The organism is Pseudomonas putida (genome assembly GCF_001941965.1).
Taxonomy (GTDB): domain Bacteria; phylum Pseudomonadota; class Gammaproteobacteria; order Pseudomonadales; family Pseudomonadaceae; genus Aquipseudomonas; species Aquipseudomonas putida_L.
This window is the reverse complement of record NZ_MKZO01000001.1, coordinates 16302-39813: the sequence shown is the minus strand read 5'-3', so window position 1 is coordinate 39813 and position 23512 is coordinate 16302. Positions and strand designations below refer to the sequence as shown.

Sequence of the window (23512 nt, the reverse complement as noted above, 5' to 3'; positions counted from 1 at the left end):
CTGATGAAAAATGCCCCGTTTCGGCGGGGCATTTTTTGTTGTTGCTGATGGACTCATCGCTGGCAAGCCAGCTCCCACAGGGACTGTGTGGGAGCTGGCTTGCCAGCGATGAGGCCAGTCCAGTCACTACTTATATCGGGGCTTCCACGCGATTGCGCCCATTCCCCTTGGCCCGATACAACGCCGCATCCGCCTTGGCCATCAGTTCCCCCAGGCCCATCGAGCTGCCCGGCTCATACACCCCGATCCCGATACTGACCGTCACCGGCCGCTCATCCCCGCCATAAGCCGGCAACGCCTCGACCCCCTGACGAATCCGCTCGGCCAGGATCAGCGCCCCGGCCAGATCGGTATCCGGCAACACCGCCACGAACTCTTCGCCGCCATAGCGCGCGGCCAGGTCGGTCGGCCGCAACAGGCTGTCGTCAATCGCCCCGGCCACCCGCCGCAACGCCTCGTCGCCACCATGATGTCCATGCCGCTCGTTGAACCCGCGGAAATGATCCACATCGATCATCAACACCACGATCGGCCGCTGGGTCCGCTGCGCCCGGGCCCATTCCCGGCGTAGCACCTGGTCCAGTTGCCGGCGGTTGGCCAGGCCGGTGAGGCTGTCGGTGGCGGCCAGTTCTTCCAGGCTGCGCTCGGCACTGCGGCGGCGTTTCAGCTCGCGGCCGAGCAGCAAGGTCAGCCAGAGAATGCCCACGCAGAGCACCGCCGTCGCCGTGCTGACCAGGATCGCGGTGCGCTTCCAGGCGCTGTACACCTCGTTCACCGACTGGGTCACCACCAGCACCAGCGGCAACTGCTCCACCTTGGCGAAGGTATACAGGCGCAACTCGCCATCATCCCCGGAGGCGCTGGTGAAGCTGCCGCTGCCCTCGGCCAGCAGGCGCTGGAAATTCGGCCGGTTGGCGAAGCTGTCGCCGATCCGTTCATGGCGGCGCTCGCTCATGCCGGTGGCATGCCGGGCGAGCAACTGGCCGTCGGCGTTCATCAGGTTGATGCTGCTGTCGCGACCGACGTCGAGGCGCTTGAATACATCGTTGAAGTGCGACAGGCGCAGCGCCCCGCCGGCAACCCCGGCGAAGTTACCGTCTTCGTCGTCGATGCGCCGGCTGAAGCTGATGCACCAGTCCAGGTCGCCGAGCCGGGCCTTGAACGGCGGGCTGATGACCAGGCCCAGGGCGGGGTTGCGCTTGTGCTCCTGGAAGATCGCGGTGTCGGCGAAGTTGGCCGTGCGCGGTTGGGTACTGGCGGAGTCGGCGACCACGTTGCCGTCGCGGTCGAGCCAGAGGATGTCGCCGCGCACCGGGCTGCTGAAGGCCTGGTTGAACAGCACCTGCTGGCGCATATGGGCGGGGATGCCCAGCAGTTCCGGGTGTTGCACGGCCCAGATCAGGCTTTGCAGGGACAGGTCGTAGAGCTCGACATTGCGAATGATGTCGGTCTCGATCAGCTTGACGATATTGCCGGCCGAGCGCACCGCGGTCTGTTCCACGTTCATCCGCTCGCGCATCAGCAGGAAGGTGACGATGGCGATGATCGCCCCCACGGCCAGACAGCTGCCCAGGTTCAGGAGCAGCTCCGGATGCTTCCGGTACAGGCCGGAGCGCGGGGGCGGGGTGTGCGCGTTCATGGTCGCGATGCCTGGGCGTCGGTTGGGCCGGAAAACGGATAAGGCCGTGCGCCGGCAACAGGCTGGACTGTTCCGGGGGACGGTGCGGGTAAAGGATTTCCATGGTTCGCCGGGCGATGCGCCCGTGCGGCGGCGGGTATTCTAGGTGCGGCGGGGATTGTAGGACAAGAAGTTAGTGGTGAGGGCTGATGTATGGCTGTTGGTCTTGTGTTGGGACTGATGGCCTCATCGCTGGCAAGCCAGCTCCCACAGGGTTATGCGGTGCCTGTGGGAGCTGGCTTGCCAGTGATGAGGCCATCAGCCCTGGCGATGAATCAGAAGATATTCACCGGATACTCGACGATCACCCGGTATTCATCGACATCGTTGTCCACCGCCGAATACCCCTGGCTACCCCGGTGCGCAGCCCAGCGCAGGCGCACGGTGAGGTCCTTGAGCGTGCTTTCCTGGACCGTATAGGCCAGGTCCACATCGCGCTCCCAATGCTGGGCGTTCTTGCCGTCTTCACTGTACCAATGGCCATACCCGGTCCCGGTCGGATCGACCTTGGTCAGGTCCAGCTCACCTTTCGAATACGAAACCGACGTGGTCAGCCCCGGCACGCCAACCCCGGCGAAGTCATAGTCGTACTTGAGCTTCCACGAACGCTCGTTCGGTCCGTTGAAGTCCGAGTAGATCTGCGAGTTGTCGAGGAACACGCTGTCGCCCTGGTTGATGTAGTCGAACGGGGTGTTGCCGTTGACCCGCTGGTAAACCGCGGTCAGCGCGTGATAACCGACATTCACCGTGAAGTGCAGGCTGTAGGTGTTGTTGTCGATATGCCCGAGCAGGGCGTCTCCGGTGTCCTGGGTGTGGTAGTAGTGCAGGCCCGGGTTGAGGCTGACCAGGTCGTTGAGCTGCCAGGTGTAGTCGAGGTCAAAGTAGTACTGGTTCCAGATGTCCTTCAGCTCGGAGGCGTACAGGTCGCTGCTCAGGCCTTCCAGCGGGGTCCAGGCGGCGCCGGCCCAGTTCAGGTGGCGGCTGTCGCGGTCGTCGGCGAGGCTGCCGTAGAAGGTGTCGATGCGCCGGTGGCCGCTCTGGTTGTACGGCTTGGTGAAGCTGGCCTGGCCGGCTTCGAGCATCAGGTCGTCGAAGCTGGTGTTGGTCAGGCTGAAGCCGCGGAAGGTCTGCGGCAGCATGCGGCTTTCGCCACCGGCGATCACCGGGTTGCTGAGGAACAGGTCACCGGCGCGCAGCACGGTGTCGAAGGCACGCACCTTGATCGAGGCACCGGCACTGGAGAACTCGTCCGGGGCCTTGCCGTAGTCATAACCGGCTTTGCTGGGGCTGTTGATCGGCAGGATGCTGGAGCCCGCGGTGCCGCCACCGCCGTCCAGTTTCAGGCCAAGCATGGCGTAGGCGTCGAGGCCGAAGCCGACCGTGCCCTGGGTGAAGCCCGACTCGAACTTGCCGATGAAGCCCTGGCCCCATTCGCGGTTGTCGCGCACGCCGGGCAGCAGCTGGTTGCGGTTCACATAGAAGTTGCGCGCCAGCACATCGAGGCTGGCGCCTTCGATGAAGCCTTCGGGCTTGTCGTCTTCAGCCTGTGCGTGCAACGGCATCGTTGCAGCCAGCGCAAGAAATAACGGGGTAAAACGTGGGGTCTTGATCACCTTGATGAACTCCTTGAGGTGGTTTGGCGGCAGTTTTTATTCTGGATGCAGGTATTTTTCTTAGAGGGTTCCGGCCGTATTCCGGTACTTTTCACCAGGCAAAAAAAAGCCGCTGACAGGCAGCGGCTTTCAATGACAGACGCAGCGGGACAAAAGTCACCCGCGCGAAAGTCGAGGGAAAAACGAGAGGGCAGTGCTGACGATCAGCTGTCGCTGGCGTCATTCAGGTTCGCCTTGGATGCGGTCTGGTCCGAGCCTTTGCTGGCGTCCTGCTGCTGTTTGGCGAAGGCCTCGCGGGACTGCTCCATGGCAGCCTGGTGGCGGGCGGTCTGGGCTACGAAAGCCTGGGATTCTTCGGCCATCGCCAAAGGCGAAAGCAGGACGGAGGACAGGACGAAAACGCTGGCAATACCCATGCTGTTGGACATTTGAACAACCTTCTTGCAGAGCAAGTATCTGTTTGGTGTGTTCAAAATAATCGTTAGCAAACGAACGAAAAAGACGGGTTTTAGAGATGGACTGTTGCTGATTAGGTAACAGTCAGTTGAGAGCGCCGGATTAGAGGGTTTTGGTGTTAGTGAGGGCCCTATCGCTGGCAAGCCAGCTCCCACAGGTTCAGTGGTGCACGCGATACCTGTGGGAGCTGGCTTGCCAGCGATGAGGCCCTCAAGCGGGCAGAAGAATCCCGAAGGTATTGGCCCCCGCCTGGCTACGCACGAACACACTCCCGCCATGCATCACCGCAATCGCCTTGACGATCGCCAGCCCCAGCCCGTGATTGCCACCCCCACTGTTGCTGCGCGCCGCATCTACCCGATAGAAACGCTCGAACAACCGCGCCAGGTGCTCGTCGCCGATCGCCGGCCCGGGATTGCTCACGGCAATGCGGATCTGCCCGTCGGCGCGGTCGATGTTCACCCGGATCACTTCCTCCGGCCGGGTGTGCTGCACTGCATTGTTCAGCAGGTTGATCAGCGCCCGGCGCAAATGCGCCTTCTCGATCCGCGCCTGGGCGTCCCCGCTGACCTCGACCCGCACCTGGGCGTCCTCGAGGATGAAGTCCAGGTAGTCGAGGGTGGTCGCCACTTCCTCCGCCAGCGAAGTGCTGATCAGCGCCGTAGCCTTGCTGCCCTGGTCGGCGCTGGCGAGGAAGAGCATGTCGTTGATGATGCTGCGCAGCCGTTCCAGCTCTTCCAGGTTGGATTGCAGCACCTCGAAGTAATGCTCGGCGCTGCGCCCGCGGGTCAGGGCGACCTGGGTCTGGCCGATCAGGTTGGTCAGCGGCGAGCGCAGTTCGTGAGCGACATCGGCATTGAAGGCTTCCAGCCGCGACCAGGACTGGTCGACCCGCTCCAGCGTGGCATTGAATGCCTGGGCGAACTGCTCCAGCTCCGGCGGCAGCGCCGAGACCCGCAGCCGCCCGCTGAGCTGCGGCGGGGCCAGTTGCTGGGCTTCGTCGGAGAGCTGGCGCAGCGGCCGCAAGCCGATCCGCGCCGCCCAGTAGCCCAGCGCCGAGGCCAGCAGTACGCCGACCACCGCCAGGCTGATCAAGGCGATGAGCAAAGTGCGCTGGGTGTTCCAGAAGGTGTCGGTGTCGATGCCGATCAGAAAGCGCAGCGGCGGGCGTTCTTCCAGGGCCGGCAACTCGCTGAGCATGATCTTGAACGGGTAGGGACTGTCGCCCAGGCGCACGTCGCGCATCCCCGGCGGGCCTTCGGCGATATGCCGGATCGCCGCATCGGGATGGCCGTATTCATAACGGCTGTCGCTACTCACCACCCAGAAACGGATACGCCGGTCTTCCTCGCCGAGCAGGTCGAGCTTGCGCGTGACCTTGCCCCAGTGCTCCTGGTTGCCGAAGCGCGTCAGTGAGGACTCCAGCACGCTGTAGCGCGCCTCCAGTTCCGCCGAGGGCAGCAGGTCGAGGCTGCGGTCCACCTGTTTGTACAGGGCCCAGCCGATCAGCAGGAACACCAGCGCCGCGACCCCGGTGAACAGGGCGCTCAGGCGCAAGGCCAGGGAGTTAGTTCGCACGGTTTTCCAGGACATAGCCCATTCCCCGGATGGTGTGCAGCAGCTTGCTTTCGAACGGTCCGTCGAGCTTGGCCCGCAGGCGCTTGATCGCCACTTCGACGACATTCGCGTCGCTGTCGAAATTGATGTCCCAGACCAGCTCGGCAATCGCCGTCTTCGAGAGGATCTCGCCCTGCCGGCGCGCCAGCACGCTGAGCAGGGAGAACTCCTTGGCGGTCAGGTCCAGGCGCTGCCCGGCGCGGCTGGCCTTGCGGCTGATCAGGTCGACCCAGAGGTCGGCGACCTGGATCTGCACCGGCTCGTGCCCGCCGCTGCGCCGGGTCAGGGCCTGCAGGCGGGCAACCAGTTCGAGGAAGGAAAACGGCTTGCCCAGGTAGTCGTCGGCACCTTCGCGCAGGCCATGGATGCGGTCCTCGACCCGCTCGCGGGCGGTGAGCATGATCACCGGGGTCTGCTTGCGTGCGCGCAGGGCGCGGAGCACGCCATAGCCGTCGAGGCCCGGGAGCATCACGTCGAGGACGATCACCGAGTAATCACCCTCCAGCGCCAGGTGCAGGCCCTCGATGCCGTCCCGCGCCAGGTCCACGGTAAAGCCCTGCTCGGTGAGGCCGCGGTGCAGGTAGTCGGCGGTTTTTTCTTCGTCTTCGATAATCAGCACGCGCATGGTCGGCTCTCAGTGGGCAAGCGGCCGGGGCGCCGGGGCAGGGCGCTGGCGGCGGTGGAACAGGCGCTCGAGGGCCAAGTATATGACCGGCGTGGTGAACAGCGTCAGGGCCTGGCTGACCAGTAGCCCGCCGACCACGGCAATCCCCAGCGGCTGGCGCAGTTCGGCCCCGGCCCCGGCGCCGAGCATCAGTGGCACCGCGCCGAGCAGGGCGGCCAGGGTGGTCATGATGATCGGCCGGAAGCGCGTCAGGCAGGCCTTGTGGATGGCTTCTTCCGGACTCATTCCGTGGTTGCGCTGGGCATCCAGGGCGAAGTCGATCAGCAGGATGCCGTTCTTCTTGACGATGCCGATCAGCAGCACCACGCCGATCAGGCCCATGATGGTGAAGTCCTGGCCCCAGAGCCAGAGCAGGGCCAGGGCGCCCAGTCCGGCCGGGGGCAGGGTGGAGATGATGGTCAGCGGGTGGACGAAGCTCTCGTAGAGCACGCCGAGGATGATGTACACCGCCACCAGCGCGGCGAGGATCAACCATGGCTGGCTCGACAGCGAACTCTGGAAGGCCTGGGCCGCCCCCTGGAAGGTGCCGCTGATGGAGGCCGGCATGCCCAGCTCGCGCTGGGTTCGTTCGAGGATGCTGACGGCATCGCCGAGGGCCACGCCCGGCGCCAGGTTGAAGGACAGGTTGGCCGCCGGGAACAGCCCGTCGTGGGCGATGGACAGCGGGCCGGTGCTCGGTGCCTCGACCTTCGCCACGGCGGCCAGCGGGACCATTTCACCGGTCAGCGGCGAGCGCAGGTAGAAGTAGTTGAGGCTTTCCGCGCGGCCGCGCTGGCGCGCGTCCAGTTCGAGGATGACCTTGTACTGGTTGGTCTCGGTCTGGAACTCGCTGATCTGCCGCTGGCCGAAGGCGTCATAGAGCGCCTGGTCGACATCACTGGTGGTCAGGCCGAAGCGCGCCGCGGCCTTGCGGTCGATCTCGATGCGGGTGACGCTGGCGCCCAGTTGCAGGTCATTGGACAGGTCGCGGAACGCCGGGTTGGCCCTGAGCCGCTCGGTCAGGCGTTCGGTCCACAGGTTCAGGGCCGGGCCGTCGTTGCTCTTGAGCACATATTGGTACTGGCTGCGGCTGGGGCCGGAACTCAGGTTGATGTCCTGGCCGGCGCGCAGGTACAGGACCACGCCGGGGATCTTCGCCAGCTTCGGCCGCAGGCGGTCGATGAACTCGCTGGCGGAGACGTCGCGGTCGCCGCGGTCCTTGAGGGCAATCCAGAAGCGCCCGTTGGCGATGGTCTGGTTGCTGCCGGTGACCCCCACCGAATGGGAGAAGGCGCGCACCGCCGGGTCGGCTTCGATGACTTCGGCCAGGGCCTGGTGCTTGGCGACCATGTCCGGGTACGACACATCCGCCGCCGCTTCGCTGGTGCCGAGGACGAACCCGGTGTCCTGCACCGGGAAGAAGCCTTTGGGGATCAGCACATAACCGACCACCGCCAGCGCGGTACTGAGGAAGAACACCCCGAGCATCAGGCGCTGGTGGGCCAGGGCCTTGTCCAGCAGGCGTTCGTAGGCGGCGACCAGGCGCTCGCCGAAGCCGGGTTTCTTCTCCTTGTCGTGGGCCGGGGCGTTCATGAACAGGGCGCACAGGGTCGGGGCCAGGGTCAGGGACACCAGCACCGAGATCAGGATGGTCGAGGTGGCGGTCAGGGCGAATTCCTTGAACAGCCGGCCGACCACGCCGCCCATGAACAGCAGCGGAATAAAGGCCGCCACCAGGGAGAAGCTGATCGAGACCACGGTAAAGCCGATCTCCCGCGCGCCTTTCATCGCCGCCTCGCGACGGCTGTCTCCCGCCTCCAGATGCCGGTGGATGTTCTCCACCACGACGATCGCGTCGTCCACCACGAAGCCCACGGCAATGACGATCGCCACCAGGGTCAGGTTGTTCAGGCTGAAGCCCATCACGTACATGAAGGCGAAGCTGGCCACCAGCGAGACGCCAAGCACCGCCGAGACGATCAGGGTCGCCGACCACTGACGCAGGAACAGCGCCATCACCGCGATCACCAGCAGCACGGCGATGGCCAGGGTCAGTTCCACTTCATGCAGTGAGGCGCGGATGGTCTGGGTGCGGTCCTGCAGCACCGAGACGTTGACCGTGGCCGGGAGCATTTCTTCCAGGCGCGGCAGTTCGGCGTTCACCCGGTCCACGGTATCGACGATATTCGCCCCCGGCTGGCGGAAGATCACCAGGTTGAGGCCCTGCTGGTCGCCGGACCAGGCCTGGACGTAGGCGTTCTCCGAGCCACTGATGACCTTGGCCACGTCCTTGAGCTGCACCGGCGCACCGTCGCGGTAGGAGACGATCAGTTGCGCGTACTGCTCGGGATGGAACAACTGGTCGTTGGTCGCCAAGGTGGACACGCTGTTCTCGCCATACAGCGCGCCCTTGGCCAGGTTGAGGCTGGTCTGCTGGATCGCCAGGCGCAGGTCGGCGAGGGTCAGGCCGAGGGCGGCGAGCCTGTCGGGCTGGGCCTGGACGCGGATCGCCGGGCGCTGCTGGCCGGTGATATTGACCAGGCCGACCCCGTCGATCTGGCTCAGTTGCCGGGCCAGCAGGGTTTCCGCGTAGTCGCTGAGTTCGTTGGCCGGCATGTGCTCGGAGCTGACCGTGAGGATCAGCACCGGGCTGTCGGCCGGGTTGACCTTGCGCCAGGTCGGCGGGCTCGGCATGTCCTGGGGCAGCCGGGCGGTGGCGGTGTTGATCGCCGCCTGGACTTCCTGGGCGGCGGTATCGATGTTCTTGTCGAGGGTGAACTGCAGGATCAGGCTGGTGGAGCCGAGGGCACTGCTGGAGGTCATCTGGGTCATGCCGGGGATGGCGCTGAACTGCACCTCCAGCGGTGTGGCGACCGACGAGGCCATGGTTTCCGGGCTGGCACCCGGGAGCGTGGCCGTGACCTGGATGGTCGGGAAGTCGGCTTCCGGCAGCGGTGCCACCGGCAGGCGCGGGAAGGCCACGACCCCGAGCAGGACCAGGGCGAAGGTCAGCAGCAGGGTGGCGACGGGGCGGTCGATGCACCAGCCGAACAGGCCACCGCGACCATTGGGCAGGGCCGCGTTCATGGCTGCACGCTCGCTTCGCTGCGGGCGACGTCGCCGGTCACCGGTTTCGCCTCGAGGATTTCCACGGTGGAGCCGGGCTTGAGCCGCGACTGGCCGTCGGCGACGAGGCGGTCATTGGCTTCGACGCCGGTGATCACATTGAGCTTGCTGTCCTGGTAAACCACCTTGACCGGTACCGCCTCGGCCTTGTCGCCGGCGATGCGGTAGACGAAGTGCTTGTCCACGCCCTGGCGCACCACGCCGGGCGGCACCACCAGGGCATCGCGCTCGATGCCGGTCTGCACCCGCAGGGTCACCAGTTGGCCGGGCCACAGGCGTGCATCCGGGTTGTTGAAGGTGGCCTTGGCGCGCAGGGTGCCGGTGCCGGCGGCGATCTGGTTGTCGATCAGGCTCAGGCGGCCTTCGCCGAGCAGCTGGCCGCCGGTATCGCCGTCGCCTTCCAGGTAGGCGTGGATCGGCGCCGCCTCGCGGCTGGCGGTGAGTTGCTGCAGGGTCGGCAGCCAGTTCTGCGGCACCGAGAATTCCACGTTGATCGGATCGAGGCGGGTCACGCTGAACAGGCCCTGGGTGTCGGTGGTGCGCACCAGGTTGCCTTCGTCGACATTGCGGATGCCGACCCGGCCACTGACCGGCGACAGGATCCGCGTGTACGACAGTTGTACCTCGGCGGCAGCGATATTCGCCTGGTTGCCGAGCAGCGTCGCCTTCAACTGGTTGACCAGGGCCTGTTGCTGGTCGAGGGTCTGCCGCGAGATGCCGTTGTCTTCGCTGAGCAGTCGATAGCGCTTGAGGTCGGTTTCCGCCACCTGTATTTGCGCCTGGCTCTGGCCGAGCTGGGCCCGGGCCTGGTCGAGGCTGGCGCGGATGGCGCGGTCATCCAGGGTGGCGAGCAGGTCGCCTTTTTTCACGTCCTGGCCTTCCTGCACGGCGATCTTCGTCAGCACGCCTTCCACCTGCGGGCGGATCACCACGCTATGCAGCGATTGCACGGTGCCGATGGCGCTGAGAAACCGCGGGACGTCCTCGCGCTGCACGGCGATCACGCTGACCGGGATGGCGCTGGAGGTCACCGGGCGTGCGGCTTGCGGGCGTTTGTTGACGAACCAGGCGCCACCCGCCAGCAGGACGATGGCCAGGAGGACAAGCAGCGTTCGGGGGCTGGAAATTCGCATGCGTCAAAGGCGCCGACAGAAGTGAAGGGAGAAGGGCTTCCTACCCTTATATAGAACAGACCCGGTCAGCACAGTGACGGCTAGCTGTCACGGCTGTCAGGTGCGAATCATTATCGATGAGCGGTGATGGCGATTGGCCTTAATGCTGCTCTGGGTCAAGGTTCCGGCAAGGGGTCAAACGTAGTATTTCCGCCCTGCTTTATAACCCCACCCGAACGACGAGCGCCTCTCGATGAAGAGCAATCTGCCTGTGACCGGTCGAAACGTGGATTACCCCGTGGATGCGAACATTCTTTCCACCACGGATCTGACGAGTGCAATCACCTACGCCAATGACGAATTCATCCGCATCAGCGGGTTTTCCCGCGAGGAGCTGATCGGCAGCGCGCACCATATCGTGCGCCACCCGGACATGCCACCGGGGGCGTTCGAGCACATGTGGCAGACCCTGAAGAAGGGACGTTCGTGGATGGGGTTGGTGAAGAACCGTTGCAAGAACGGTGATCACTACTGGGTGAGTGCCTTCGTTTCGCCGATCACCAGTCATGGCCAGACCGTGGAATACCAATCGGTGCGGACCAAGCCGACGCGGGCGCAGGTCGAGGCAGCGGAGCAGCATTACGCCGAACTGCGCAGCGGCCAGCGCAGCCTGCTGGAGCGCCTGCCGGTGTTGGGCATGGGCACGCGCCTGAGCCTGGGACTGGGTGGTTTGCTCGCGCTGGTCATGGGTAGCCGCCTGCTGCTGCCGGACCTGCCTTACCTCGGCGTGGCGCAGTGGGCGGTCGCCGTCGGGCTCGGCGCGTTGATGATCCAGCGTACCCTGAGCCCCCTGGAGCGCCTCGGCCGGCGCGTGCGCGACATCGCCGACAACCCGCTGAGCCAGCGCCTGTACACCGGTCGCCGGGACACCGTGGGGCAGATCGAATTTGCCTTGCAGATGCTCGAAGCGCAGATCGGTGCGGTAGTCGGGCGCATCGGCGACACCTCCAGGCGTCTTGCCGGACACACCGCCGACCTGGCCAGCCACCTGCAACACAGCCACACCACCACCCTCGGCCAGCAGGGCGATGCCGACCAGGTCGCCGAAGCGATCAACCGCATGGCAGCGCGGGTGGCGGAAGTGGCGAGCAGCGCGCAGCAGGCTTCGAAGGCGGCGGACCAGGCCGAAGGCGAGACCCAGGTCGGGCATCAACTGGTGGACCAGAGCCGTACCACCATCCTGCAACTGGCCAACGCGCTGGCCGAGGCGACGGACGTTGTCCACACCCTGGAAAACCACAGCGAGGAAATCTCCGGGGTGCTGGAGGTTATCCACAGCATCGCCGAGCAGACCAACCTGCTGGCGCTGAATGCGGCGATCGAGGCAGCGCGGGCGGGGGATCACGGGCGTGGTTTTGCCGTGGTGGCCGACGAGGTGCGCGGCCTGGCCCAGCGCACCGCGCAATCCACCGGGGAGATCCAGCGCATGATCACCATGCTGCAGAACGGCGCCCGCGATGCGGTGCAGGCCATGCAGCAGAGCAGCGATCACGCCGGGCAGAGCGTCGAGCAGGCCCAGCATGCGACCCAGGCGCTGCACGGCATCAGCCAGCGGGTCAACCAGATCAGCGAGATGAGCCTGCAGATCGCCTCGGCGGTGGAGCAACAGAGCCTGGTCAGCGAAGACATCAACCGCAATATCATCAGTATCCGCGAGGCCAGCGAGCAAAGCGTCACGGCCGGCCAGCGCGGGCATTCCACCGCCAGCGACGTGGCCGGCCTGGCCGAAGACCTGCGCCGCCTGGCCGAAGAATTCTGGTGCCGGCGCCAGTAGCGCGGCGGATCAGAACCCGATGAAGCTGTAGTGCCCGGCGCTCGTGCCGGTGACCCTGGCCCCTGCCGAGTCCAGTTTTCCGGCAAGGTCGCCATCCTCGACATGCAGAATCCACGCGGCGAGCAGCGCTTGCGGGTCGGCGGCTGTGTCCTGCATGGCCTGTCGCAGCGCGCCCGTGTCCGGCAGGTAGGCGGTGAAGCCGTTGCCTTTCAGCGCGCTGGTGTCGATGCCCAGGCGCTGGCAGACCAGGGCCTTGTTGCGGATATCGTCGCGGTCGGCCTGGCGCGATTGTTCGATCAGTTCCATCAGTTTTGGGTCCACCACGCGCTCGCGGTGGATCAGCGCCTCGCCGCTGTCCCAGGCTTCCGGCGGGCAGTCCTTGGCCTGCGGGCGCAGCGGGATATGCGGGTTGATCTCCATCGGATAGATGCGACAGACCAGTGGTCGGCGCTCGTAGATCAGGCAGCGCAGCTCGGCGTCGAGGTTGCGGCACGGGCCCGGGTTGAAGGCGGCGAAGGTGATCGCGACGTAGACTTCGGTGTCGCCGCAGGGCACGGCGCAGGAGCGGCGACGGGCGTGGTCCTGCTGTTCCGGCGGCAGCCCCAGGCCATTGGCGAGGAACGCTTCGACCAGGACGATGACCTGGCCGCCGTCGTCGACCCAGGCCCGGGCTTCGCTCAGGGTCAGGGGGACATGGTGACCGGTGCAGCAGCGGCCGCAGCCGGTGCAATGGAAGTGGGTGGTGTCGGAAGCGTCGTTCACGGTTTGCCCGGGGTCCATTCAGTGACGTAGGCGTTCTTCTGGCGCCGGTCGTAGAGGCACAGTTCGGTGCCCTTGCGGTTGTTCATGTGTTTTTGCGGGTAGCGGCCTTGCAGGAGCAGGGCAGAATAGCCGCTGCGGTCATCGAACTCGGCGCTCTTGCCCAGGGCGCGGACGTCCTTGAGCTGGCTGGCCGCGGTGCAGGCGCGCAGCAGTTGCTTGTCGTGCTCGGCCCAGGCCTGGTCGCTGGAGGCGTGGGCGAGGGGGGCGAGCAGAAGCAGGGTGAGGATGGGCGCTTTCATGGGGAAGTGGCTCCTCTGGGGCTGAGTGCCGGAGTATGCCTGATCTTCTTTGTATTGTTCTTTCGGGCCTCATCGCTGGCAAGCCAGCTCCCACAGGTCCAGCGGCGCACACGGACCCTGTGGGAGCTGGCTTGCCAGCGATGAGGCCATCAGCAGCAAAAAATTATCTCTCGGTGAAGGCCACAGTCCGCGCCGCAACGATCAAACAGTCCGTCAACTCCGGCGAAGAGAACTTGGTCAACACCGCATTCGCCCCCGCCGCCTTGGCCTTTTCACTGTTCATCGCACTGTCCAGCGAGGTATGCAGCAGCACATAAAGATGCTGGAAGTCCGGCGTCTCGCGCAGGGTGCGGGTGAACGCGTACCCATCCATCTCCGACATCTCGATATCCGAGACCACCACGTCGATTTCCTGGTCGGTGCCCTGCAGGTCGAGCAGCACCGCGATCGCGTCCTTGGCACTGCGCGCCGTGTGGCACTCCAGGCCCAGCCCGCGCAGGGTGTAGATCGACTGCTGCAAGGCAACCTGGCTGTCATCCACCACCAGTATGTTGGTTGCCTTGAGGATGGTCGCGTCCTCTTCGCTGAGCTGCGACGGCGCGTCCTGGTGATGCACCGGGGCGATAGTGTGGATGACTTTTTCGATATCCAGCACCTGGACCAGGGTGTCGTCGATCCGGGTTACCCCGGTGATGAACGACTTTTCCCCCGAACCATAGGGCGGCGGACGGATGTCGGTGCTCTTGCAGTGGACGATGCGCGCCACCGCCTGGACATGCAGGCCCTGCTTGGAGCGGCTGATATCGGTGACGATCAGGCAGCCGCCATTGGGGTCGGCCAGCGGTCGTTCGCCGATGGCCCGGGACAGGTCGATCACCGGCAGCGAGTTGCCGCGCAGGGTCGCCACGCCTTTGACGTGGGGATGGGCTTCGGGCAGGCGGGTCAAGGGCGGACAGGGAATGATCTCGCTGACCTTGAGCAGGTTGATCGCCATCAGCTTGCCGCTGCGCAAGGTGAAGAGCAGCAGCGACAGCGAGTCCGCGCGGGCTTTTTGCGAGAACATAGAAACCTTCGTGCGTAGATGAGAATTCAGAAGCTTGTGCCGGGTTATCGACCCCGGCACGCAGCCCTTTAGCATATCCGTAAATCAGCGCAGGCCAAGGCGGCGTGCCAGCCGTGCGAGGTTGGCACGGTCCAGGCCCAGTTCGCGGGCGGCGCTGGCCCAGTTCTGCTGGTGGCGCTCCAGGCATTGGCCGATCAGTTGGCGCTGGTAGTGGTCGAGGGCCTGGCGCAGGTCGCCGCCGTTTTCGGGGAGAGTAGCGGGCTTTGCCGGCGCGCTGGCCGGGGCAGTGACACCGGGCAGGTCCAGGTCCGGCGCGTCGAGGGTCAGGATCCTCGGACGATCATGGTGTTGCCCCAGGGCCTTGAGCGCCGAGCGCCCGATCAGGTGTTCCAGCTCCCGCACATTCCCCGGCCAGTCGTAGGCCAGCAGCGCCGCCTGGGCCTCGGCGCTCAGGCGCAGGCTGTTGAGGCCCATGCGCGAGCGGTTCTGTTCGAGGAAATAGCCGGCCAGCAGCAACACGTCGCGGCCACGCTCGCGCAAGGCAGGCACCGGCAGCGGGTAGACGCTGAGGCGGTGGTAGAAGTCGGCCCGGTAGCGGCCGGCTCGGACTTCCTCGGCAAGATCACGGTTGGTGGCGGCGATCAGGCGCACATCGACGCGATGTTCCTGGTCCGAGCCGAGGCGCTGCAACTGGCCGCTCTGTAACACCCGCAGCAGCTTGGCCTGGACCACCAGGGACAGCTCGCCCACTTCATCGAGGAACAGCGTGCCGCCATTGGCCAGCTCGAACTTGCCGCGGCGCTCGCCCACGGCCCCGGTAAAGGCCCCGCGCACGTGGCCGAACAGCTCGCTTTCCACCAGGGTGTCGGGCAGTGCCGCGCAGTTGAGGCTGATCAGCGGCTTGTCGGCGCGGGGCGAGGCCTGGTGGATGGCCTGGGCCACCAGTTCCTTGCCGACCCCGGTTTCCCCGGTGATCAGCACGGTCAGGTCGCTGCCGCCGACCAGGCGGATCTCTTCCAGCAAGCGCTTGTGCGCCTTGCTCTGGCCGATCAGCTCCTTGGCCTGCTGGTCGCTGGCCTGGCGGTAGACCTCGGCGCGCAGGGTCAGGCCTTCGATGCGCTGGGCCACGTTGACCGTGGCGGCGGCAAGGCTGGCGAAGGCTTGCAGGGAATCCAGTTCGGCCTGCTGGAAGCTTTCCGGCTCCAGCGCGTCGAGGGTCAGCAGGCCCCAGGGACGTTCGTCCACGAACAGTGGGCAGCCCATGCAGTCATGCACTTCCAGTTGCTGGTGCAGGCCCTCGACCAGGCCATCGTAAGGGTCGGGCAGCTCGCTGTCGCTGGCGAAGCGGGTCGGATCGCTGCGGCTGAGGATGGCGGCGAAGCGCGGATGCTCGCTGACCCGGAAGCGCCGGCCGAGGGTGTCGGCGCTCAGCCCGTCTACCGCCAATGGCACCAGCCATTCGCCGTCCAGGCGCAGCAACGCTGCGGCATCGCAGGGCAGCAGCGCACGCATGGCACCGAGCAGGCGACGGTAGCGCTCGTGCTCGGGCAGCTCGCGGGACAGGTCGCTGACCAGCGGGAGGAGGGCGGTGAGTAGCGGTTTCGAGGTCATAATGACTCCTTGTGGTCGTTATGACTCTAGCAGGTTTCGTGTCAATTTGACTCGTAGTGTCTTCAAGTGCCCGGTTTCATTGGGTTTAATCCTTGGCATGGATTCTGAATACACCCCTGTCAGTGTTTAACCAGAAGCCCATCAGGCTCAGGAGTCGTTTCATGTTGACCGCCGAAGACCGTGCAATCATCAAGGCCACCGTTCCGCTGTTGGAAAGCGGTGGTGAAGCCCTGACTACCCATTTCTACAAGATGATGCTCAGCGAGTACCCCGAGGTGCGTCCGCTGTTCAACCAGGCGCACCAGGCCAGCGGCGACCAGCCCCGGGCCCTGGCCAACGGCGTGCTGATGTACGCCCGGCATATCGACCAGTTGGAGCAACTGGGCGGGCTGGTCGGGCAGATCGTCAACAAGCATGTGGCCCTGCAGATTCTTCCGGAGCACTACCCGATCGTCGGCGCCTGCCTGCTGCGCGCCATCGAGGAAGTGCTCGGCAGCGAAATCGCCACCCCTGAAGTGCTCAAGGCCTGGGGCGCGGCTTATCAGCAGTTGGCGGATATCCTGATCGGTGCCGAAGAGGGTATGTATCAGCAGAAGGAAGAGGCCAAGGGCGGCTGGCGCGGTGCGCGGGCCTTCACCCTGGTGGAGCGCGTCGAAGAGAGCGCCGAGATCGTCTCCTTCTATTTCGCCCCGGTGGATGGCCAGCCGGTGCTGGTGGCCGAGCCGGGGCAGTACATCGGTCTGCAACTGGTGATCGATGGGGTCGAGCAGCGCCGCAACTATTCGCTGTCGACCCTGGGCGACGGGCGCCTGTACCGCATCAGCGTCAAGCGCGAGGCGCAGGGCAAGGTCTCCAACTACCTGCATGACCAGTTCAAGGTCGGCGACCGCATCAACCTGTTCCCGCCGGCCGGGGACTTCACCCTGGCGGCCGGCGACAAGCCGCTGGTGCTGATCAGTGGCGGCGTCGGCATCACCCCGACCCTGGCCATGCTCGACAAGGCCCTGGAAAGCGGGCGGCAGGTCCACTTCATTCATTGCGCGCGCAACGGCGGGGTGCATGCCTTCCGTGAGCATGTCGATGCCCTGGCGGCGCGCAATCCGCAGCTCAAGCGCTTCTATTGCTATGACGAGGATGACGGCGTGAGCCTGCCGGGGGATGCGCTGGGGCTGTTGAGCCAGGATCAGCTGGAGCAGTGGTTGCCGGTCGAGCGCGACCTGGATGCGTACTTCCTCGGGCCTAAAGGCTTCATGGCGGCGGTGAAGCGCCACCTGAAAGCGCTGCGGGTGCCGGAAGGGCAGAGCCGCTATGAGTTCTTCGGGCCGGCTGCTGCTCTGGAGTGATCTCAGGGGCCTCATCGCTGGCAAGCCAGCTCCCACAGGTACTGCACAAGGCTTAAGGTCTGTGTTGACCCTGTGGGAGCTGGCTTGCCAGCGATAGGGTCCTCAGCTTCAACACATTAATTCCCTGTTAATCCCCTTCCTCTTCACTCCCACCCTGCGCCCGCGTTTTTCACGCCGACTTCACTTTCTACCCCTCGTCTGCCTGTAGACTTTCCGCCGGCGCACCGTCATCTTGTGCGCCCCGCGGCTTTCGCGTGGCCGCGAGTCGATCCAATCAACGTGAAGGGAATGGCAATGAACGAGCAAACGCAGCGCCTGAATCGGGAACGGCGCTTCCTGGTCCTGCTGGGCGTGATCTGTCTGGCGCTGATCGGCGGTGCACTCTATATGCAGATCGTCCTTGGCGAGGCGCCCTGCCCGCTGTGCATCCTGCAACGCTATGCGCTGCTGCTGATCGCCCTGTTCGCCTTCATCGGCGCAGCCATGCCGGGCAAGCACAGCGTAACGGTGTTCGAAGGCCTGGTGGTGCTCAGCGCCCTCGGTGGCGTCGCCGCTGCTGGCAACCACGCCTATATTCTCGCCAATCCGTCCGTCAGTTGCGGCATCGATACCCTGCAACCGATCGTCGACGGCCTGCCCCTGGCTTCGGTGCTGCCGCTGGTGTTCCAGGTCGACGGCTTCTGCTCTACACCATACCCACCTGTATTGGGACTTTCCCTTGCACAATGGGCACTTGTAGCCTTCGTCCTGACCGCTGTCCTGGTGCCGCTGGGCATCTGGCGCAACCGCCGCCGGGGTTAGACAAAAGTCATGTTTTGACGCAAGTCCCTTGTGCTGTGAAATTTCCCACAGTGCGCACAGGGCGATTGACTTGCGTCAACCCGCAGCCCTTGTGGGACGGGCGTTTCAGAGCTATTGCAGCGGGTGCGACAAACTGTCGCGAAGCTGGCTTTTAAGCTCGGATTATTACACTTCCTGTAAAAGACTGTTGCTCAATAAGTCATAGTCAAGGGGGGGCGACCTATCTACAATCGCCCCCAATTTCCGTTCGGCACTGCTTGCAAGTCGCAGTTTCAAAGGCCCCGCAGCCTTTCTTGCTGACTTCGACGAGCATCGCCTGCGGCGATGCCGGGCTGACTCCCCTCCGTGATTTTCCGCACCAAATGGACTTGGTCTGAAATACAGGCCTGTTGCCCACGAAGTCAGAACAATAACCACGCACCACCCAAGGTTTATGCCGAGCAGCGTCGCTCCTCAAGGTATGGCCTTATTCGCCCGTAAATGCTGACACCAGGCAGGAAGAAGTGTTGGCGACCAAAACACAAATTGCATTGAAGCAAGCTGATCTAGAGGTCGTGAGATGAGTAAAAAGCGTTACCCCAGACTGTTTGGCATTCTGCCCTTTTTAGGCATGCTTTTACTCAGTGGGTGCAACTGGACCCTGCTCGACCCGAAGGGTCAGGTCGGCATTGAGCAAAAGAACCTTATCCTGATCGCCTTCGGCCTGATGCTGCTGGTGGTCGTTCCGGTCATCTGCATGACCCTGGCGTTCGCCTGGAAGTACCGCGCTTCCAACAAGGCTGCCAAGTACACCCCGGACTGGTCGCACTCGACCAAGATCGAAGTGGCGATCTGGACCATCCCGGTCCTGATCATCATCGCCCTGGGCGTGGTCACCTACAAAACCACCCATGAGCTGGACCCGTATCGTCCGCTGGTTTCCGACGTGAAGCCGGTGCAGATCGACGTGGTCGCCCTGGACTGGAAGTGGCTGTTCATCTACCCGGAACAAGGCATTGCCACCGTCAACAAGATCGTCTTCCCGGCCAACACTCCGGTCAACTTCCGCGTGACCTCCGACGCCGTGATGAACTCGTTCTTCATCCCTGCACTGGGCGGCCAGATCTACGCGATGGCCGGCATGACCACCAAGCTGCACCTGATCGCCAACGAGAACGGCGAGTTCGACGGTATCTCGGCGAACTACAGCGGTGCCGGCTTCACCGGTATGAAGTTCAAGGCAGTCGCCACCTCCCAGGCCGATTTCGAGGCGTGGGTGAACGAAGTCAAGCAATCGCCGAAGCAGCTGGACAAGGCTGAGTACGAGGCGTTGGCCAAAGCGAGCGAAAACAACCCGGTCACGCTGTACAGCGTGGCGCCGGCCGACCAGTTCCAGACCATCGTCGACAAGTACGAAGGCATGAACCGCGGCAAGCCGGTGGTACACGAGAAGGCCGAGCACAAAGAGGCAGCGGTCACTACCGGTACCGAAGGGATGGACGTGAGTATGCATTCAGCTGCTGGGGCAGAGGAGTAAGAGATGTTCGGTAAATTAAGTCTGGACGCGGTCCCGTACCACGAGCCGATAGTCATGGTGACGCTTGCCATGATCGCGCTCGGCGGTATCGCGCTGTTCGCGGCAATCACCTATTTCAAGAAGTGGACCTACCTCTGGTCCGAGTGGCTGACCTCGGTCGACCACAAGAAAATCGGCGTGATGTACATCATCGTCGCCATGCTGATGCTGATCCGCGGCTTCGCCGACGCGATCATGATGCGTACCCAGCTCGCGGCCGCCACCGGTGGCGCCGAGGGCTACCTGCCGCCTGAACACTATGACCAGATCTTCACCGCCCACGGTGTGATCATGATCATCTTCATGGCGATGCCATTCTTCACCGGCCTGATGAACCTGGCGCTGCCGCTGCAGATCGGCGCCCGTGACGTGGCCTTCCCGTTCCTCAACTCCCTGAGCTTCTGGCTGCTGGTGTCCGGCGTTGCGCTGGTCAACATCTCCCTGGGCGTCGGCGAGTTCGCCAAGACCGGCTGGGTTGCGTACCCGCCGCTGTCGGGTATCCAGTACAGCCCTGGTGTCGGGGTTGACTACTACATCTGGGCACTCCAGCTGTCGGGTCTGGGTACAACGCTGACCGGTGTGAACTTCCTGGTGACCGTGCTGAAAATGCGCGCTCCTGGCATGAAACTGATGGACATGCCGATCTTCACCTGGACCTGCACCTGGGCGAACGTCCTGATCGTGGCTTCGTTCCCGATCCTGACCGCTGCACTGGCTCTGCTGACCGTTGACCGTTATCTGGACTTCCACATCTTCACCAACGAGCTTGGTGGGAACCCGATGATGTACGTCAACCTGTTCTGGGCCTGGGGTCACCCCGAGGTTTACATCCTGATCCTGCCGGCGTTCGGCGTGTTCTCGGAAGTTACCTCGACCTTCACCGGCAAGCGCCTGTTCGGTCACCACTCGATGATCTACGCATCGGGCGCGATCGCGGTACTGGGCTTTGCGGTATGGCTGCACCACTTCTTCACCATGGGTTCTGGCGCCAGCGTCAACACCTTCTTCGGTCTGGCAACGATGCTGATTTCGATCCCGACCGGGGTAAAACTGTTCAACTGGCTGTTCACCATCTACCAGGGCCGCCTGCGCTTCACCGCGCCAGTACTCTGGACCCTGGGCTTCATGGTCACCTTCTCCATCGGTGGCATGACCGGCGTTCTGCTGGCCGTTCCAGGTGCTGACTTCGTGCTGCACAACAGCCTGTTCGTGATCGCGCACTTCCACAACGTGATCATCGGCGGTGCGGTATTCGGCTACATCGCGGGCTTCGCCTTCTGGTTCCCGAAAGCCTTCGGCTTCACCCTGAACGAGAAGTGGGGCAAGGCTGCCTTCTGGTTCTGGATCTCCGGCTTCTACGTGGCCTTCATGCCGCTGTACGCCCTGGGCTTCATGGGCATGACCCGTCGTCTGAACCACTCGGACAACCCTGCCTGGGAACCGTACCTGTACGTAGCCGTGGTCGGCGCCGTGCTGATCCTGTTCGGTATCGCTTGCCAGCTGATCCAGCTGTACGTGTCGATCCGCGACCGCAAGGACAACATGGACGTCACCGGCGACCCATGGGGCGGCCGTACCCTGGAATGGTCGACTTCGTCGCCACCTGCGTTCTACAACTTCGCCACCATGCCTGAGAAAGTCGGCCTGGATGCCTGGCACGAAGCCAAGGAAGCGGGCGTTGCGTACAAGGTTCCGGCCAAGTACGAAGCGATCCACATGCCGAACAACACCTCTACCGGTGTGTTCATGGGCCTGTTCCTGACCCTCTTCGGCTTTGCCTTCATCTGGCACATCTGGTGGCTGGTTGGCGTCAGCCTGTTCGCCACCGTTGCAGTCTTCGTTCGCCACGCCGCGCGTGACGACCAGGGCTACATGGTTCCGGCCGAGGAAGTGGCGCGCATCGAAGGTGAGCGCATGAAGAACCTGGGTCTGGCCACTGGTGCGCCTCACGGTGCACGTGTCGAATCGTTTGAGCGGGTTTAATCAATGTCCAGTCATGTAATCAACGCAGATGCTCATGGTCACGACCATGGGCATGACGATCACCACCACGACTCCAGCGAGATGACCGTCTTCGGTTTCTGGCTGTACCTGATGACCGACTGCATCCTGTTTGCGTCGATCTTCGCGACCTACGCGGTGCTGTCCGGCAACTTTGCCGGCGGCCCGTCGGGTCATGACATCTTCGAACTGAACTACGTACTGGTCGAAACCGCGCTGCTGCTGTTCTCCAGTATCACCTTCGGCTTCGCCATGCTGCAGATGTACAAGGGCAACAAGGGCGGCGTGCTGGGCTGGCTGGCCGTCACCTGGCTGCTGGGTGCCGGCTTCATCGGCATGGAAGTCAACGAGTTCCACCTGCTGATCAGCGAAGGCTTCGGTCCTACTCGCAGCGGCTTCCTGTCTGGCTTCTTCGCCCTGGTTGGTACCCACGGTCTGCACGTGACCGCAGGTCTGATCTGGATGGCGATCATGATGTACCAGATCAACAAGGACGGTATCACCACCACCCACAAGACCCGCATGAGCTGCCTGAGCCTGTTCTGGCACTTCCTGGACGTGGTCTGGATCTGCGTGTTCACCGTCGTGTACCTGATGGGGGTTCTGTAAATGGCTAACGCAAACAACCACGGCCACGACGAAGCCAACCACGGCAGCGTCAAGTCGTATGCCATCGGCTTCATCCTGTCGGTGATCCTGACCGTCATTCCTTTCGCCCTGGTCATGAACCCGACCCTGCCGAAAGACATGACCCTGCTGATCATCGTTGCCTTCGCAGTGATCCAGATCGTGGTGCACCTGTACTACTTCCTGCACCTGGACAGCTCGAAAGCGGCACGCTCCAGCGTGACGTCGTTCCTGTTCACTGCATTGGTAATTGCACTGCTGGTCGGTCTGTCGCTGTGGATCATGTTCAGCATCCACACCAGCATGATGGCGAAGTGAGGTAACACGGCATGTCCCTGAAACACTTTATCCAGATCACCAAACCGGGAATCATCTTCGGTAACGTGTTGTCCGTGGCGGGCGGTTTCTTCCTCGCCGCGGCAGGGCATGTCGATTTCTTGCTGTTCCTCGCCACGGTGATCGGTACTTCGCTGGTGGTGGCATCCGGTTGTGTCTTCAACAACTGGATCGACCGCGACATCGACATCAAGATGGAGCGCACCAAGAACCGCGCGATGGTGCAAGGCGCGATCTCGTCGCCAGTTGCCCTGGCCTACGCCAACCTGCTCGGGGTGGCCGGCCTGGGCCTGCTGTTCTTCAAGGCCAACGCCCTGGCGGCCTTGTTCGGCCTGATCGGCTTCATCATCTACGTCGGCTTCTACAGCCTGTACCTGAAGCGCAAATCGGTGCACGGCACCCTGGTAGGCAGCCTGTCCGGTGCCATGCCTCCGGTGATCGGCTATTGCGCCGTGAGCGGCACCTTCGACCTGGCTGCGCTGACCCTGCTGGTGATGTTCAGCCTGTGGCAGATGCCGCACTCGTATGCGATCGCGATCTTCCGCTTCAACGACTATCGCGCCGCGTCGATTCCGGTCCTGCCGGTTGCCCGTGGCGTGGCCGCGGCGAAGAAGCAGATCATCTGGTACATCGTTGCCTTCCTGGTCGCGACCCTGATGCTCACCGCTGGCGGCTACGCCGGCCTGAGCTACCTGGCCGTCGCGGCGGTCATGGGCCTGTACTGGCTGTACATGGCCTGGAACGGCAACAAGGTGGCTGATGATCGCCTCTGGGCGCGCAAGGTGTTCGCCTTCTCCATCCTCACCATCACTGCCCTGAGCGTGATGATGTCGGTGGATACCCGTTCGCCTGCCGAAGTGCTGATGACCTACGTGCAGTAAGTACCGACGGTTAACGAAAACGCCCCGGGGCCGAGAGGTTCCGGGGCGTTTTTGTTTGTCTTGAGGGCCCTATCGCCGGCAACGCCGGCTCCCACAGGTATTGTGTGCACCGCTGAACCTGTGGGAGCCGGCG

At 63.8% G+C, this 23512-nt stretch carries 19 protein-coding genes and 1 pseudogene; 9 read left to right on the top strand and 11 right to left on the bottom strand.

All coding sequences use genetic code 11. The features are described from left to right. Window positions 1–130: 130 nt before the first annotated feature. The 7 genes from PSEMO_RS00175 to PSEMO_RS00145 all read right to left on the bottom strand — a co-directional run bounded on the left by PSEMO_RS00175 (window position 131) and on the right by PSEMO_RS00145 (window position 10287). On the bottom strand, window positions 131–1639 hold the full coding sequence (locus tag PSEMO_RS00175; RefSeq protein ID WP_075801189.1) for a sensor domain-containing diguanylate cyclase: 1509 nt from the start codon (window positions 1637–1639) through the stop codon (window positions 131–133). 314 nt (window positions 1640–1953) lie between these two features. Further along, a complete protein-coding gene (locus PSEMO_RS00170) occupies window positions 1954–3240 on the bottom strand; it encodes an OprD family porin (protein ID WP_372239082.1) in 1287 nt (428 codons plus the stop codon). Between the two features lie 254 nt (window positions 3241–3494). After that, window positions 3495–3719 (bottom strand): hypothetical protein, encoded by a 225-nt coding sequence (locus PSEMO_RS00165; RefSeq protein ID WP_075801188.1) that lies wholly within the window; start codon window positions 3717–3719, stop codon window positions 3495–3497. 238 nt (window positions 3720–3957) lie between these two features. Next, window positions 3958–5340, bottom strand: coding sequence for a heavy metal sensor histidine kinase (locus PSEMO_RS00160; protein WP_075801187.1), 1383 nt, complete (start codon window positions 5338–5340; stop codon window positions 3958–3960). After that, a complete protein-coding gene (locus PSEMO_RS00155; RefSeq protein WP_075801186.1) occupies window positions 5315–5989 on the bottom strand; it encodes a heavy metal response regulator transcription factor in 675 nt (224 codons plus the stop codon). The genes PSEMO_RS00160 and PSEMO_RS00155 overlap by 26 nt, the downstream gene beginning before the upstream one ends. 9 nt (window positions 5990–5998) lie before the next feature. After that, window positions 5999–9115 (bottom strand): multidrug efflux RND transporter permease subunit, encoded by a 3117-nt coding sequence (locus PSEMO_RS00150; protein WP_075801185.1) that lies wholly within the window; start codon window positions 9113–9115, stop codon window positions 5999–6001. Continuing rightward, complete coding sequence (locus tag PSEMO_RS00145) at window positions 9112–10287, bottom strand: efflux RND transporter periplasmic adaptor subunit (protein ID WP_075801184.1); 1176 nt, start codon at window positions 10285–10287, stop codon at window positions 9112–9114. The genes PSEMO_RS00150 and PSEMO_RS00145 overlap by 4 nt, the downstream gene beginning before the upstream one ends. Before the next feature lie 232 nt (window positions 10288–10519). Between PSEMO_RS00145 and PSEMO_RS34090 the strand changes: the two are divergent. Further along, window positions 10520–10801 (top strand): annotated as a pseudogene (locus tag PSEMO_RS34090) (PAS domain-containing protein); the annotation flags it as partial. 291 nt (window positions 10802–11092) lie between these two features. Beyond that, on the top strand, window positions 11093–12100 hold the full coding sequence (locus PSEMO_RS34085; RefSeq protein WP_372239083.1) for a methyl-accepting chemotaxis protein: 1008 nt from the start codon (window positions 11093–11095) through the stop codon (window positions 12098–12100). 9 nt (window positions 12101–12109) lie between these two features. Here the strand turns inward: PSEMO_RS34085 and PSEMO_RS00135 are convergent, their stop codons facing one another. The 4 genes from PSEMO_RS00135 to norR form a co-directional block, all read right to left on the bottom strand. After that, a complete protein-coding gene (locus PSEMO_RS00135) occupies window positions 12110–12880 on the bottom strand; it encodes a YkgJ family cysteine cluster protein (RefSeq protein ID WP_075801182.1) in 771 nt (256 codons plus the stop codon). After that, window positions 12859–13161: a hypothetical protein gene (locus PSEMO_RS00130; RefSeq protein WP_075801181.1), complete on the bottom strand. Its 303-nt coding sequence runs from the start codon at window positions 13159–13161 to the stop codon at window positions 12859–12861. The genes PSEMO_RS00135 and PSEMO_RS00130 overlap by 22 nt, the downstream gene beginning before the upstream one ends. 163 nt (window positions 13162–13324) lie before the next feature. Then, the gene (locus PSEMO_RS00125) at window positions 13325–14224 is read right to left on the bottom strand and encodes a chemotaxis protein (RefSeq protein ID WP_075801180.1); all 900 of its coding nucleotides are present in this window, start codon (window positions 14222–14224) and stop codon (window positions 13325–13327) included. Window positions 14225–14308: 84 nt separating this feature from the next. Beyond that, window positions 14309–15835, bottom strand: a complete 1527-nt coding sequence (norR, locus tag PSEMO_RS00120) for a nitric oxide reductase transcriptional regulator NorR (RefSeq protein WP_075801179.1) — start codon at window positions 15833–15835, stop codon at window positions 14309–14311. Window positions 15836–15996: 161 nt separating this feature from the next. Between norR and hmpA the strand changes: the two genes are divergently transcribed. From hmpA to cyoE, 7 genes are all read left to right on the top strand, one after another. Further along, window positions 15997–17178, top strand: a complete 1182-nt coding sequence (hmpA, locus tag PSEMO_RS00115) for an NO-inducible flavohemoprotein (protein ID WP_075801178.1) — start codon at window positions 15997–15999, stop codon at window positions 17176–17178. A gap of 294 nt (window positions 17179–17472) precedes the next feature. Next, the gene (locus tag PSEMO_RS00110; RefSeq protein ID WP_075801177.1) at window positions 17473–17979 is read left to right on the top strand and encodes a disulfide bond formation protein B; all 507 of its coding nucleotides are present in this window, start codon (window positions 17473–17475) and stop codon (window positions 17977–17979) included. A 559-nt stretch (window positions 17980–18538) separates the two neighbouring features. Beyond that, the gene (cyoA, locus tag PSEMO_RS00105) at window positions 18539–19495 is read left to right on the top strand and encodes a ubiquinol oxidase subunit II (RefSeq protein ID WP_075801176.1); all 957 of its coding nucleotides are present in this window, start codon (window positions 18539–18541) and stop codon (window positions 19493–19495) included. Window positions 19496–19498: 3 nt separating this feature from the next. After that, window positions 19499–21517: a cytochrome o ubiquinol oxidase subunit I gene (gene cyoB / locus PSEMO_RS00100; protein ID WP_075801175.1), complete on the top strand. Its 2019-nt coding sequence runs from the start codon at window positions 19499–19501 to the stop codon at window positions 21515–21517. A gap of 3 nt (window positions 21518–21520) precedes the next feature. Beyond that, entirely contained in the window at window positions 21521–22144 is a 624-nt protein-coding gene (gene cyoC, locus PSEMO_RS00095) for a cytochrome o ubiquinol oxidase subunit III (RefSeq protein ID WP_075801174.1), read from the top strand. Then, on the top strand, window positions 22145–22480 hold the full coding sequence (gene cyoD / locus PSEMO_RS00090; protein ID WP_075801173.1) for a cytochrome o ubiquinol oxidase subunit IV: 336 nt from the start codon (window positions 22145–22147) through the stop codon (window positions 22478–22480). A gap of 11 nt (window positions 22481–22491) precedes the next feature. Continuing rightward, window positions 22492–23379 carry a heme o synthase gene (gene cyoE, locus PSEMO_RS00085; RefSeq protein ID WP_075801172.1) on the top strand — a complete coding sequence of 296 codons (888 nt, stop codon included), beginning with the start codon at window positions 22492–22494 and terminating at the stop codon, window positions 23377–23379. Window positions 23380–23512: the final 133 nt, after the last annotated feature.

Bases quoted from the DNA above. Each gene is read 5' to 3' on its own strand.
- PSEMO_RS34085 (WP_372239083.1), top strand. From the start codon at position 11,093: ATGATCCAGCGTACCCTGAGCCCCCTGGAGCGCCTCGGCCGGCGCGTG.
- norR (WP_075801179.1), bottom strand. From the start codon at position 15,835: ATGACCTCGAAACCGCTACTCACCGCCCTCCTCCCGCTGGTCAGCGAC.
- cyoD (WP_075801173.1), top strand. From the start codon at position 22,145: ATGGCTAACGCAAACAACCACGGCCACGACGAAGCCAACCACGGCAGC.
- hmpA (WP_075801178.1), top strand. From the start codon at position 15,997: ATGTTGACCGCCGAAGACCGTGCAATCATCAAGGCCACCGTTCCGCTG.
- PSEMO_RS00150 (WP_075801185.1), bottom strand. From the start codon at position 9,115: ATGAACGCGGCCCTGCCCAATGGTCGCGGTGGCCTGTTCGGCTGGTGC.
- cyoE (WP_075801172.1), top strand. From the start codon at position 22,492: ATGTCCCTGAAACACTTTATCCAGATCACCAAACCGGGAATCATCTTC.
- PSEMO_RS00160 (WP_075801187.1), bottom strand. From the start codon at position 5,340: ATGTCCTGGAAAACCGTGCGAACTAACTCCCTGGCCTTGCGCCTGAGC.
- PSEMO_RS00175 (WP_075801189.1), bottom strand. From the start codon at position 1,639: ATGAACGCGCACACCCCGCCCCCGCGCTCCGGCCTGTACCGGAAGCAT.
- PSEMO_RS00165 (WP_075801188.1), bottom strand. From the start codon at position 3,719: ATGTCCAACAGCATGGGTATTGCCAGCGTTTTCGTCCTGTCCTCCGTC.
- PSEMO_RS00135 (WP_075801182.1), bottom strand. From the start codon at position 12,880: ATGGACCCCGGGCAAACCGTGAACGACGCTTCCGACACCACCCACTTC.
- cyoC (WP_075801174.1), top strand. From the start codon at position 21,521: ATGTCCAGTCATGTAATCAACGCAGATGCTCATGGTCACGACCATGGG.
- PSEMO_RS00110 (WP_075801177.1), top strand. From the start codon at position 17,473: ATGAACGAGCAAACGCAGCGCCTGAATCGGGAACGGCGCTTCCTGGTC.
- PSEMO_RS00125 (WP_075801180.1), bottom strand. From the start codon at position 14,224: ATGTTCTCGCAAAAAGCCCGCGCGGACTCGCTGTCGCTGCTGCTCTTC.
- PSEMO_RS00130 (WP_075801181.1), bottom strand. From the start codon at position 13,161: ATGAAAGCGCCCATCCTCACCCTGCTTCTGCTCGCCCCCCTCGCCCAC.
- PSEMO_RS00145 (WP_075801184.1), bottom strand. From the start codon at position 10,287: ATGCGAATTTCCAGCCCCCGAACGCTGCTTGTCCTCCTGGCCATCGTC.
- PSEMO_RS00170 (WP_372239082.1), bottom strand. From the start codon at position 3,240: ATGCCGTTGCACGCACAGGCTGAAGACGACAAGCCCGAAGGCTTCATC.
- cyoA (WP_075801176.1), top strand. From the start codon at position 18,539: ATGAGTAAAAAGCGTTACCCCAGACTGTTTGGCATTCTGCCCTTTTTA.
- cyoB (WP_075801175.1), top strand. From the start codon at position 19,499: ATGTTCGGTAAATTAAGTCTGGACGCGGTCCCGTACCACGAGCCGATA.
- PSEMO_RS00155 (WP_075801186.1), bottom strand. From the start codon at position 5,989: ATGCGCGTGCTGATTATCGAAGACGAAGAAAAAACCGCCGACTACCTG.